At 68.9% G+C, this 12792-nt stretch carries 10 protein-coding genes; 9 read left to right on the top strand and 1 reads right to left on the bottom strand.

All coding sequences use genetic code 11. From position 1 onward, the window contains the following. The first annotated feature begins 106 nt into the window (after positions 1 to 106). The 9 genes from ngcE (at position 107) to IE142_RS12785 (ending at position 12232) form a co-directional block, all read left to right on the top strand. Complete coding sequence (ngcE, locus tag IE142_RS12825; RefSeq protein ID WP_191885848.1) at positions 107 to 1555, top strand: N-acetylglucosamine/diacetylchitobiose ABC transporter substrate-binding protein; 1449 nt, start codon at positions 107 to 109, stop codon at positions 1553 to 1555. Between the two features lie 82 nt (positions 1556 to 1637). Beyond that, positions 1638 to 2564 (top strand): carbohydrate ABC transporter permease, encoded by a 927-nt coding sequence (locus IE142_RS12820; protein ID WP_191885847.1) that lies wholly within the window; start codon positions 1638 to 1640, stop codon positions 2562 to 2564. Between the two features lie 5 nt (positions 2565 to 2569). After that, positions 2570 to 3493, top strand: a complete 924-nt coding sequence (locus IE142_RS12815; protein WP_191885846.1) for a carbohydrate ABC transporter permease — start codon at positions 2570 to 2572, stop codon at positions 3491 to 3493. A 195-nt stretch (positions 3494 to 3688) separates the two neighbouring features. Further along, positions 3689 to 4900, top strand: coding sequence for an ROK family transcriptional regulator (locus IE142_RS12810; protein ID WP_191885878.1), 1212 nt, complete (start codon positions 3689 to 3691; stop codon positions 4898 to 4900). 133 nt (positions 4901 to 5033) lie between these two features. Then, on the top strand, positions 5034 to 6137 hold the full coding sequence (locus IE142_RS12805) for an ABC transporter substrate-binding protein (protein WP_191885877.1): 1104 nt from the start codon (positions 5034 to 5036) through the stop codon (positions 6135 to 6137). 162 nt (positions 6138 to 6299) lie between these two features. Further along, the gene (locus IE142_RS12800; RefSeq protein WP_029393413.1) at positions 6300 to 7091 is read left to right on the top strand and encodes an ATP-binding cassette domain-containing protein; all 792 of its coding nucleotides are present in this window, start codon (positions 6300 to 6302) and stop codon (positions 7089 to 7091) included. After that, positions 7088 to 8380 carry a sugar ABC transporter permease gene (locus IE142_RS12795; RefSeq protein WP_191885845.1) on the top strand — a complete coding sequence of 431 codons (1293 nt, stop codon included), beginning with the start codon at positions 7088 to 7090 and terminating at the stop codon, positions 8378 to 8380. The genes IE142_RS12800 and IE142_RS12795 overlap by 4 nt, the downstream gene beginning before the upstream one ends. Before the next feature lie 256 nt (positions 8381 to 8636). Continuing rightward, positions 8637 to 10565: a 1-deoxy-D-xylulose-5-phosphate synthase gene (gene dxs / locus IE142_RS12790; RefSeq protein WP_191885844.1), complete on the top strand. Its 1929-nt coding sequence runs from the start codon at positions 8637 to 8639 to the stop codon at positions 10563 to 10565. Positions 10566 to 10702: 137 nt separating this feature from the next. Next, positions 10703 to 12232 (top strand): amino acid permease, encoded by a 1530-nt coding sequence (locus IE142_RS12785; protein ID WP_191885843.1) that lies wholly within the window; start codon positions 10703 to 10705, stop codon positions 12230 to 12232. A gap of 118 nt (positions 12233 to 12350) precedes the next feature. Here the strand turns inward: IE142_RS12785 and IE142_RS12780 are convergent, their stop codons facing one another. After that, positions 12351 to 12728, bottom strand: coding sequence for a PIN domain-containing protein (locus tag IE142_RS12780; protein ID WP_191885842.1), 378 nt, complete (start codon positions 12726 to 12728; stop codon positions 12351 to 12353). Positions 12729 to 12792: the final 64 nt, after the last annotated feature.

Genomic DNA, 12792 nt, shown 5'->3' with positions numbered 1-12792 from the left:
CACCCAGCATCACCCGCACTTCCTGCACGACCCAGCGTGACCCGATCGCGGTGCCGGGGAGGATCCGGTTCACCGCCTGAGTCCTGGAGAAGGCGAGGACTTGAGCATGGGATCCACTTCCGCCGAGAACGACGGCAAGGGCGTCGGCCGCCGCGATCTGATCAAGCGGTCCGCCGCGCTCGGCCTGATCTCCGTACCGACCATGAGCTTCCTTTCCGCCTGCGCGAGCGGCGGCGGGGACGACCAGGAGAAGGCCGAGGCGGGCGAGAAGACCGCTGAGAACCCGCTCGCGGTCAACGAGAGCGCCGGGATGGAGTTCGTCCTCTTCGACGGGGGCTTCGGCAAGGAGTACGCCGAGGACGCCGTGGAGCTGTACGAAAAGGCCTTCCCGAAGGCGAAGGTGAAGTTCTCCGCCACCCAGAAGATCCAGTCCACCCTGCAGCCGCGCTTCAACGGCGGCAACCCGCCGGACCTGGTCGACAACTCCGGTGCCGAGCAGATGGACATGGGCGTCCTGGTCGGCAAGAAGCAGCTCGCCGACCTCACGCCGCTGCTGGACGCCCCCTCCTACGACGACCCGAACAAGAAGGTCCGCGACACGCTGCGGCCGGGCATCGTGGAGATGGGCCAGTTCGACGGCGACCCGGTATGGATCCTGTACTACGCCTACACGGTCTACGGCAACTGGTACTCGCAGAAGGCCCTCGACTCGCTCGACGCGGAATACCCCCAGACCTGGGACGAGATGCTCGCGGTCTGCGAGAAGGCCAAGAAGAAGGGCATGGCCGGCTGGACGTACGCCGGCAAGTACCCGTACTACATCCCCTTCTCGATGTCCCCGATGATCGCCAAGGTCGGCGGCGCCGAGGTGCTGAAGGCCATCGACAACCTGGAGCCGAACGCCTGGAAGCACCCGGCCGTCAAGACGGTCTTCGAGGCCTGGTACGAGCTCTACAAGAAGGGCTACATCCTCAAGGGCACGCCGGGCCTGGACCACATCCAGTCGCAGACCGCCTGGGCCAAGGGCGACGCCCTCTTCCTCCCCAACGGATCCTGGGTGGAGAACGAATCGGCCAAGGTCATCCCCGCGGACTTCGGGCTCACCGTCTCCGCCCCGCCCGGCATCGACGACAACGACAAGATGCCCTTCGGCACCATATGGGCCTCCGGCGGCGAGCCTTTCATCGTCCCGGTCAAGGCGGCCAACGGCGCGGGCGGCATGGAGCAGCTGCGCATCATGCTGAGCGAGGCCTCGTCGAAGAACTTCACCAGCAAGGTGAAGTCGCTGAGCGCCTACAACGGCGGCACCGACGGCATCGAACTCACCCCGGGCCTCAAGGCCGGCGTCGCGGCGCTGGAGCTGGCCGGCGACAACGTGGTGAACCCGCGCATGCAGGACTGGTACGTGCAGCTCCAGAAGGAGAAGATCGGCGTCTCCTGTCTGGGCGAGATGATGGCCGGCCGCCTCACCCCGGCCGAGACCATCAAGAAGATCCAGGGCTACGCCGACGAGGCCGCCAAGGACTCGTCGATCAAGCACTACAAGCACCAGTGAGGACGCGCCACCAGGGCCTGTCCCGCGCCGTCGCGCCGGACGGGCCCTGGCGGCACCCGCGCGCAGATCGGGGTCGTTGGTAATGCAGCACGGCAAGTACCGGTTCATCGTGGGGTTCCTGGCGGTTCCCCTGGGGCTGTACGCGCTCTTCGTCATCTGGCCGTTCGTCCAGTCCATCTACTACTCGTTCACGGACTGGACCGGCCTGAGTCCCGAGTTCTCGATGGTCGGCTTCGACAACTACTCGCGGATGCTCGACGACGACATCTTCTGGAAGTCGCTGTGGCACAGCGTGCTGTTCGCCCTGCTGGTGCCGCTGGTCACCCTGGGCCTCGCACTCTTCTTCTCCTTCATGATCAACGTGGGCGGGCGGAAGCGGAAGGGAGGTCCGGTGATCACGGGCGTCCGCGGCTCGGGCCTCTACAAGATCGTCTACTTTTTCCCGCAGGTGCTGTCCATCGCCATCGTCGCCCTGCTGTTCCAGTTCGCGTACAACCCGGACAGCGGCGCCATCAACTCCCTGCTGCGCGGCGTCGGTCTGGACTCCCTCCAGCCCCTGTGGCTCGGTGACCCGGACATCGCGCTGTGGTGCGTGATGGCGGTGCTCGTCTGGTCGACGGTCGGCTTCTTCGTGGTCCTCTTCTCCGCCGGCATGGCCTCCATCCCGGCGGAGCTGTACGAGGCCGCGCTGCTGGACGGGGCGAGCCGCTTCACCACCTTCTTCAAGGTCACCCTGCCGCTGCTGTGGGACACCGTGCAGTCCGGCTGGGTCTACATGGGCATCCTCGCCCTGGGCGCCGAGTCCTTCGCGGTCGTGCAGATCATGACGACCGGACCCGGCGGACCCGACTACTCGACCACCGTGATGGTCCTGTACGTGTACCAGAAGGCGTTCCGGGACGGTCAGGCCGCCTACGCCACCACCATCGGCGTCGCCCTGCTCGTGGTCACGCTGGCCTTCGCGGCCCTCGTGATGAAGCTGGGCCGGCGCGAGCGGCTGGAGTACTGATTCACATGAAGACGACCGAGACCCCCGCCCCCGTGCCGGCCGAGTCCGGCACGCCCGTCCACAAGGCCGAGGCGTCCCCCGGCGGACTCGAGAAGGGGAAGAAGGAGGGCACCACCCTCAACGTCTTCTCCCACGGCGTCCTCGTCATCTGGGCGATCATGGTCAGCCTGCCGCTGGTGTGGGCGGTGATGACGTCCTTCAAGGACGACGCCTCCATCTTCCGCTCACCCTGGTCGCTGCCCGACAAACTGAATTTCGACAACTGGTCGCGGGCCTGGTCCCAGGCCCACATGAGCGACTACTTCCTCAATACCGTCCTGGTGGTGGGCGGTTCGCTCATCGGCACCCTCGTGCTGGGTTCCATGGCGGCCTATGTGCTGGCCCGGTTCGATTTTCCGGGCAACCGCTTCATCTATTACTTGTTCATCGGCGGCATGAGTTTCCCGATCATGCTCGCACTCGTCCCGTTGTTCTACGTGGTGGACAACATGGGGCTGCTGAACACCATCCACGGCCTGATCCTGGTCTACATCGCCTATTCGCTCCCCTTCACGGTGTTCTTCCTGACCGCCTTCTTCAGAACACTGCCGAGTTCGGTGGCGGAAGCGGCGTTCGTGGACGGGGCCTCGCACACCCGGACGTTCTTCCAGGTCATGCTGCCCATGGCCAAACCGGGCCTGATCAGTGTGGGAATCTTCAACTTCCTGGGGCAGTGGAACCAGTACATGCTGCCGACCGTGCTGAACACCGACCCGGACAAGCACGTCCTCACCCAGGGCCTGGTGCAGCTGGCGGTCAGTCAGGGGTACAAGGGCGACTGGTCGGGCCTGTTCGCGGGCCTGGTGATGGCGATGCTGCCGGTGCTGGCCGCGTACATCGTCTTCCAGCGCCAGGTGGTCCAGGGGCTCACGGCGGGCGCGCTGAAGTAGCGCTCCCGCCCGCCCGCGCATGCCGCTCCCGTACCCACGGGGGCGGCATGCGCGCGTGTGTGCGGTTGTGTGCGCCGGACACCCGGATGCGGTTCAACCTCTTGACGGGAGGCGACCCGAACGGCTCAGCTTAGAGTTCACTAGTTGGACATGGAAGGGGCCTCATCGAAGCGGCCCCTCGCGCAGGAGGTCGTCGTGGAGACTCCCGGGTCGCAGTCGTCGCTGCACCGAGCCAACCTGGAGCGGGTCGTACGAGCGGTACGGCTCGCCGGGTCGCTCACGCAGGCGGAGATCGCGAGGACGACGGGCCTGTCCGCGGCGACCGTCTCGAACATCGTCCGCGAGCTGAAGGACGGTGGAACGGTCGAGGTCACGCCCACCTCGGCCGGTGGCAGACGGGCCCGCAGCGTCTCCCTGAGCGGGGACGCCGGCATCGTCATCGGCGTGGACTTCGGGCACACGCACCTGCGCGTCGCGGTGGGGAACCTCGCCCACCAGGTGCTCGCCGAGGAGTCCGAGCCGCTGGACGTCGACGCCTCCGCCGCGCAGGGCTTCGACCGGGCGGAGCAGCTGGTCAGCCGGCTGATCGAGGCGACCGGCGTGGACCGCTCCAAGATCGCCGGTGTGGGCCTCGGCGTGCCCGGCCCGATCGACGTCGAGTCCGGGACGCTGGGCTCGACCGCCATCCTGCCCGGCTGGGGCGGCACCAAGCCCGCCGCGGAGCTGCGGGGGCGGCTCGGCGTGCCGGTGCACGTGGACAACGACGCCAACCTCGGGGCCCTCGGCGAGCTGGTCTGGGGCAGCGGCCGGGGCGTGCGGGACCTGGCGTACATCAAGGTCGCCAGCGGCGTCGGCGCCGGCCTGGTGATCAGCGGCAAGATCTACCGTGGCCCCGGCGGCACGGCCGGCGAGATCGGGCACATCACCCTCGACGAGGCGGGCCCGGTCTGCCGCTGCGGGAACCGGGGCTGCCTGGAGACCTTCGCCTCCGCCCGCTACGTGCTTCCGCTGCTCCAGCCGAGCCACGGCACCGACCTCACGATGGAGGGCGTCGTACGGCTCGCGCGGGACGGCGATCCGGGCTGCCGTCGGGTCATCGCCGATGTCGGCCGCCACATCGGCAGCGGCGTCGCCAACCTCTGCAACCTGCTCAACCCGAGCCGCGTCGTCCTCGGCGGCGACCTCGCGGAAGCCGGTGAGCTGGTGCTCGGCCCGATCCGGGAGTCCGTCGGCCGCTACGCGATCCCCAGCGCGGCACGTCAACTCTCCGTATTCTCCGGGGCACTCGGGGGTCGCGCGGAGGTGCTCGGGGCGCTCGCCCTCGCGCTCAGCGAGATGGGCGATTCGACTCTCTTGGATGGAAGTGCGACCGGTGCTCTGCCGGTGGCCACTCCTGCCTTCACTTAGAGCACGGATGGCACCGTTGTCATCTCGTTAAGGATTTACTTCTTGACGTCGCACGTGTGGCCGAGTTGACTTCCAGCCACCTCGGCCGCAACGACGCGGCCTCGTCAGGGAGGTTTCTGAAGTGAACACGCGTATGCGTCGTGCCGCCGTTGCCGTTGCCACCACCGCGATGGCAGTCTCGCTCGCCGCCTGTGGCAGCGCCAAGGAGTCCGGCGACAACAACGACTCGTCCGACTCGGCCGCCAAGAAGGGCGACGCCATCAAGGTCGGACTGCTCCTTCCGGAGAACCAGACCGCGCGCTACGAGAAGTTCGACAAGCCCTTGATCGAGAAGAAGGTCAAGGAGCTCACGAACGGCAAGGGCGAGGTCGTCTACGCCAACGCCAAGCAGGACGCCACGCTGCAGGCGCAGCAGGTCGACACGATGATCACCAACAAGGTCGACGTGCTGATCGTGGACGCGGTGGACTCCAAGGCCATCGCCGGCTCCATCACCAAGGCCGAGCAGGCCGACATCCCGGTCGTCGCCTACGACCGCCTGGCCGAGGGCCCGATCGACGCCTACACCTCGTTCGACAACGTGACGGTCGGCAAGACCCAGGGCGAGGCGCTGCTGAAGGCGCTGGGCGACAAGGCCAAGGACGGCCAGGTCGTCATGATGAACGGCTCCTCCACCGACCCGAACGCCGCCCAGTTCAAGGAGGGCGCCCACTCCGTCCTCGACGGCAAGGTGAACATCGGCCGCGAGTACGACACCAAGGAGTGGAAGCCGGAGAACGCCAACGCCAACATGCAGGCGGCGATCTCCGCCATCGGCAAGGACAAGATCATCGGCGTCTACTCCGCCAACGACGGCATGGCGGGCGGCATCATCACCGCCCTCAAGCGCGCCGGCATCGCCAACATCCCGGTCACCGGCCAGGACGCCGAACTCGCGGGCGTGCAGCGCATCGTCACCGGTGAGCAGTACATGAGCGTCTACAAGTCCTACCCGCAGGAGGCCGCGGTCGCCGGCGAGATGGCCGTCGCCCTCGCCCAGGGCAAGTCGCTCGACTCCATCGCCAAGGACAAGGCCGACAGCGCCACCACGAAGGGCATCCCCTCGGTGCTCGTCCCGGTCGTCTCGCTGACCAAGGACAACATCAAGGAGACCGTCATCAAGGAGGGCTTCTACACCCTCGACGAGATCTGCGCCGGCAACTACAAGGCCGCCTGCGACAAGATCGGTCTCAAGTAAGCAGTCCTCCCTCCCGTGCCGCGTGAGCGCGTACGGGACGGCTGCACGCAGCTTCCTCCGGTGCCCCGCACTCATCAGCCCCGCAAGCTAGGCGGGGCGCCGGAGGGAACACCCCCCCTCATACTTCTGCACAACCTCCCGCCGGGTCAGGCGGCGAAGGAGATGGTTCACGTGTCCGCTACGCCCGTGCTGGCGTTGCGCGGGGTCTCCAAGCGATTCGGTGCCGTCCAGGCGCTCACCGACGTAGAGCTTGAGGTCCACGCCGGTGAAGTGGTCGCCCTGGTGGGCGACAACGGCGCCGGAAAGTCCACGCTGGTCAAGACGATCGCCGGCGTGCACCCCATCGATGAAGGCGCCATCGAGTGGGACGGCAAGGCCGTCACGATCAACAAGCCGCACGACGCCCAGAACCTGGGCATCGCGACCGTCTACCAGGACCTCGCGCTGTGCGACAACATCGACGTGGTCGGCAACCTCTACCTGGGCCGGGAGATCCGCAGGCGCGGTGTCCTCGACGAGGTGGAGATGGAGCGCCGCTCCCGCGAGCTGCTGGACACGCTGTCCATCCGCATCCCCAGCGTCCGCATCCCGATCGCCTCCCTCTCCGGCGGTCAGCGCCAGGTCGTGGCGATCGCCCGCTCCATGCTCGGCGAGCCGAAGCTGGTCATCCTTGACGAGCCCACCGCCGCCCTCGGCGTCGAGCAGACCGCCCAGGTCCTCGACCTCGTGGAGCGGCTGCGCGAGCGCGGCCACGCGGTCATCCTCATCAGCCACAACATGGCCGATGTCAAGGCGGTCGCCGACAAGGTCGCCGTCCTGCGCCTCGGGCGCAACAACGGCGTCTTCGAGGTCAAGTCGACCTCGCAGGAGGAGATCATCTCCGCCATCACGGGCGCCACGGAGAACGCCGTGACCCGTCGTGCGGCGCGCACCAATGGGGAGATCAAGAAGTGAGCATCGACAAGACCTCCACGGCCGCCGCGGACAGCACGGCGGAGAACCCCGACGCGGCGCCCGCCGCCGTCGCCGCGGTCGACCCGCGGCTGCTGGTGCGCGAGCAGGGCCTCGCGGGCTACCTCTCCGACTTCAAGCGGAAGATGAAGGCCGGCGACCTCGGGTCCATCCCGGTCGTCGTCGGTCTGCTGGTCATCTGGGCCATCTTCACCAGCCTGAACTCCAACTTCCTCACCGCCGGCAACTTCTCCGACATGTCCGTCGCCATGGTCGGCACCGGCATGATCGCCGTCGGCATCGTCTTCGTCCTGCTGCTCGGCGAGATCGACCTGTCGGTCGGCTCGGTCAGCGGCGTCGCGGGCGCCACCTTCGCCGTGCTGAACATCACGCACGGCATGAACGAGGTCCTGGCCCTGATCCTGGCCGTCCTCACCGGCACCGTGGCCGGCGCCGTCCACGGGTTCTTCTTCGCCCGCATCGGCGTCCCCGCCTTCGCCGTGACGCTGGCCGGCCTGCTGTTCTGGCAGGGCTTCATGCTGCAGATACTCGGCAGCAACGGCACCATCAACCTGAACAGCGACGGCATCGTCGTCAAGCTGACCAGCTACTACTTCAGCGATGTGGCCGCCGCCTACGGCCTGGCGATCGTCGTGACCGCGGGGTACTTCCTCTCCGCCTTCTTCGACAACCGCCGCCGCTCCGCCGCCGGCGTGCCCTCCCGGCCGCTGAACGAGATCATCGTCCGCACGGTGCTGCTCGCCGTGCTGGCCTTCGCCGTGGCGATCGTCTTCAACCAGTACAAGGGCCTGCCGCTGGCCGTCGTGATCTTCCTGGCCTTCCTGCTGCTGACGGACTTCGTGCTGCGCCGCACGTCCTACGGCCGCAAGGTCTTCGCCCTCGGCGGCAGCGTCGAGGCGTCGCGCCGGGCGGGCATCAACGTGGAGCTGGTGCGGATCTCGGTCTTCGCGATCGCCGGCACGTTCGCCGCCATCGGCGGCCTCTTCGTCGCCTCGAAGATCGCCTCCGCCAACCAGGGCGCGGGCACCGGTGAGTTCCTGATGAACGTCATCGCCGCGGCCGTGATCGGCGGCACGTCCCTCTTCGGCGGCCGCGGTCGCACGTGGGACGCGCTGCTCGGTGTGATGGTCATCGTCTCCATCCAGTACGGCCTGGCCCTGGAGGGCATCGCCTCGCCGGTGCAGTACATGATCACCGGTGGTGTGCTGCTGGCGACCGTCGTCATCGACGCGGTCACCCGCAAGACCCAGAAGACGGCCGGCCGGGCGTAGTACGCGCCGTTCCCGCCGCGCCACCACCGCCCGCCCGAGCTGAGCCCTCGGGCGGGCGGTCCGCGTCCGGCCCGCCGTCCCGCACGCCGGCCGGGACGGCGGGCGCCCGACGCCGCCGTACGGGAAGTCGTAGAACCCGTTCCGGGTGGGTAAGGCCGAACGCGTGACGTACGACGCACCGCCCGGACACGTTCCCCCACGGCGGAACATTAGACTCGGGCAGGCCCGGCAACAGCTCTACTGCAAGGAGGCACGGGTGCCGCTGCTGACCCGCATCACGGGACCGCGCGATCTGGACCGGCTCAGCCTGGAAGAGCTGGGCCGGCTGGCAGAGGAGATCCGCACCTTCCTCGTCGACGCCGTCTCCAAGACCGGCGGCCACCTCGGCCCCAACCTCGGCGTGGTGGAACTGACCCTCGCTCTGCACCGCGTCTTCGACTCGCCGAAGGACAAGGTGCTCTGGGACACCGGCCACCAGTCCTACGTGCACAAGCTGCTCACCGGCCGTCAGGACTTCTCCAGGCTGAAGATGAAGGGCGGTCTGTCCGGCTACCCCTCGCAGGCCGAGTCCGAGCACGACGTCATCGAGAACAGCCACGCCTCCACCGTCCTCGGCTGGGCCGACGGCATCGCCAAGGCCAACCAGGTCCTCGACCGCGACGACCACGTCGTCGCCGTCATCGGTGACGGCGCCCTGACCGGCGGCATGGCCTGGGAGGCGCTGAACAACATCGCCGCCGCCAAGGACCGCCCCCTCGTCATCGTCGTCAACGACAACGAGCGCTCCTACGCCCCCACCATCGGCGGCCTCGCCAACCACCTGGCGACCCTGCGCACCACCGACGGCTACGAGCGCTTCCTGGCCCGCACCAAGGAGGTCCTGGAGCGCACCCCGGTCGTCGGCCGCCCGCTCTACGACACCCTGCACGGCGCCAAGAAGGGCCTGAAGGACTTCATCGCCCCGCAGGGCATGTTCGAGGACCTCGGCCTGAAGTACGTCGGCCCGATCGACGGCCACGACCTCGAGGCCCTGGAGTCCGCCCTCACCCGCGCCAAGCGCTTCGGTGGCCCGGTCATCGTGCACTGCCTCACCGAGAAGGGCCGCGGCTACCAGCCCGCCCTGGCGGACGAGGCCGACCGCTTCCACGCCGTCGGCAAGATCCACCCCGACACGGGCCTGCCCATCTCCACCTCCGGCGCCGACTGGACCTCCGTCTTCGGCGACGAGATGCTGGAGCTCGGCCGGGAGCGCGAGGACATCGTCGCCATCACCGCCGCCATGCTCCAGCCGGTCGGCCTCGACAAGTTCGCCGGGGCCTTCCCGGACCGCGTCTACGACGTCGGCATCGCCGAGCAGCACGGCGCCGTCTCCGCGGCCGGCCTCGCCCACGGCGGCGTCCACCCGGTCTTCGCCGTGTACGCCACCTTCCTCAACCGCGCCTTCGACCAGGTCCTGATGGACGTGGCCCTGCACAAGTGCGGCGTCACCTTCGTGCTGGACCGCGCCGGTGTCACCGGCACCGACGGCGCCTCGCACAACGGCATGTGGGACATGTCGATCCTCCAGGTCGTCCCCGGCCTGCGCCTGGCCGCCCCGCGCGACGCCGACCAGGTCCGCGCCCAGCTGCGCGAGGCCGTCGAGGTCGACGACGCGCCGACCGTGGTCCGCTTCTCCAAGGGCGCCGTCGGTCCCGCTGTGCCGGCCGTCGGCCGCGTCGGCGGCATGGACGTGCTGCGCGCCCCCGGCACCGACGACCCGGACGTCCTCCTGGTCTCCGTGGGAGCCCTCGCGCCGATGTGCCTGGAGGTCGCCGACCTGCTGAACAAGCAGGGCATCTCCACCACCGTGGTCGACCCGCGCTGGGTCAAGCCCGTCGACGAGGCCATGGCCCCGCTCGCCGAGCGCCACCGCGTCGTCGTCACCGTCGAGGACAACTCGCGGGTCGGCGGCGTCGGCTCCGCCGTCGCCCAGGCGCTGCGCGACGCGGGCGTCGACGTACCGCTGCGCGACTTCGGCATCCCGCCGCGCTTCCTGGACCACGCCTCGCGCGCCGAGGTCCTGGCGGAGATCGGGCTCACGGCGCCGGACATCGCCCGTCAGGTCACCGGCCTGGTCGCCAAGCTCGACGGCCGGTTCGAGCGCACGGGCGCCGAGGTCGACTCGGTGGAGGCCGCGCGCGACTGACGCAGGGCCGGATGGGCAGGTACTCCACTCGTTGCGGTGGTGGAACCTGCCCATCCGCGTGAATCCGCTCACGCCGAGGCATACGCAGTACGCCCCCCTCTCGATCATGTCGGGGACGACAAGCATCGGAGGTACCCGTGAGCAGCAGCAGTCTCTTCAGGACCAAGAAGATCGAGCAGTCCATCCGGGACACGGAGGAACCCGAGCACGCGCTCAAGAAATCCCTGTCCGCGCTGGACCTGACCGTCTTCGGCGTCGGTGTCATCATCGGCACCGGCATCTTCGTACTGACCGGCACGGTCGCCAAGAACAACGCCGGGCCCTCCGTGGCCCTGGCCTTCGTCGTCGCCGGCGTGGTCTGCGCGCTCGCCGCGCTCTGCTACGCCGAGTTCGCGTCCACCGTGCCGGTCGCCGGTTCGGCGTACACCTTCTCCTACGCCTCGCTCGGCGAACTGCCCGCCTGGATCATCGGCTGGGACCTGGTTCTGGAATTCGCGCTCGGGACGGCGGTGGTGGCCGTCGGCTGGTCGGGCTACATCCGTTCGTTCATGGACAACGTCGGCTGGCAGTTCCCGGATGCCCTCGGCGGCCGGGACGGGGCCGACGGCTTCGGGTTCGACATCCTCGCCGCCGCCCTGGTGCTGGTGCTCACCGGCATCCTCGTCCTCGGCATGAAGCTGTCGGCCCGCATCACCTCGCTCGTGGTCGCCATCAAGGTGACTGTCGTCCTGATCGTGATCATCGCGGGCGCCTTCTTCATCAAGGGCTCCAACTACGACCCGTTCGTCCCGGAGCCGAAGCCGGTGGAGGCGGGCGGGGGGCTCGACTCGGCCCTGATCCAGCTGATGTTCGGCTGGGCGCCGGCCAACTTCGGCGTGATGGGCATCTTCACCGCCGCCTCGGTGGTCTTCTTCGCCTTCATCGGCTTCGACATCGTCGCCACGGCCGCCGAGGAGACCAGGAACCCGCAGCGGGACATGCCCCGCGGCATCCTCGGCTCCCTGTTCATCTGCACCGCGCTCTACGTCGCCGTCTCCGTCGTCGTCACCGGCATGCAGCACTACAGCGAACTGTCCGTCGACGCCCCGCTCGCCGACGCCTTCAAGTCCACCGGGCACCCCTTCTTCGCCGGTGTCATCAGCTTCGGCGCCGCCGTCGGCTTGACCACCGTCTGCATGATCCTGCTGCTCGGCCAGACCCGGGTGTTCTTCGCGATGAGCCGGGACGGACTGCTGCCCCGCTTCTTCTCCCGCGTCCACCCGAAGTTCCGGACGCCGTACCGGCCGACCATCCTGCTCGGCGTGATCATCGCGATCGTCGCCGGCTTCACCAGCCTGAGCGAGCTGGCCGAGCTGGTGAACATCGGCACGCTGTTCGCCTTCGTCATCGTCGCGGTCAGCGTGATCATCCTGCGCCGCACCCGCCCCGACCTGCCCCGTGCCTTCCGCACCCCGCTGGTACCGCTGCTGCCGATCGTGTCGGTCGCCGCCTCGCTGTGGCTGATGCTGAATCTGCCCGCGGAGACCTGGGTGCGGTTCGGTGTCTGGATGGCCATCGGTGTCGTCGTGTACTTCCTCTACAGCCGCACCCACAGCCGCATGGCCCGCGGCGAGGAGGCACCGGCCGGCGGCCCGTCGAAGCCGACGGCCGGTGGTGACGCCCCGTAAGCCCCACCGGCGCCGCTCCGGCCCCGTACGCCCCGCTTCCCGGGGCTGCGGGGCCGGTCCGCGCACGGGGCCCGCACGCCGTCACACCGGCCGTACCGCGCACGGGGCCCGCACGCCGTCACAGCGGCCGTACCGTCCGCGGCCCCGCCACCTCCGCGCCCAGCTCCGTCACCCGGCGGCGCAGCTCGCGGTCGGCCGTCACCACCAGGACGGCACGGTCGCCGGCGGCCCCGGCGACCAAGTGGACCATGTGGTCGTCCCCGCTGCCGGGCGCCGACTCCACCCGTACGCCGGGCACGGACTCAACGTCCCGGGCCGCGCCCTCGACGACGAGGACGACCTCCACCGGCCCGTCCCGCCCCGGCACCCCGTCCCCCGCCAGCCGGTCCCGCAACCGCTCCGCGGCTCCCCGCCGGTCCCGCCACCAGCCGTCGGGAACCGACCCGACGACGTTCGCCGCGTCGACGATCACCAGGAGGGGGCCACTGTCGCTCATGTGGTCAGGGTCGCACGCGGACCCACCCGGCCGGAGCGCGCCCGGATACGGCGGCATAAAATGA

The sequence above is a fragment of the Streptomyces mutabilis genome, assembly GCF_014649815.1.
GTDB classification, from domain to species: Bacteria; Actinomycetota; Actinomycetes; order Streptomycetales; family Streptomycetaceae; genus Streptomyces; species Streptomyces mutabilis.
This window is presented reverse-complemented; position numbering and strand designations above follow the sequence as displayed.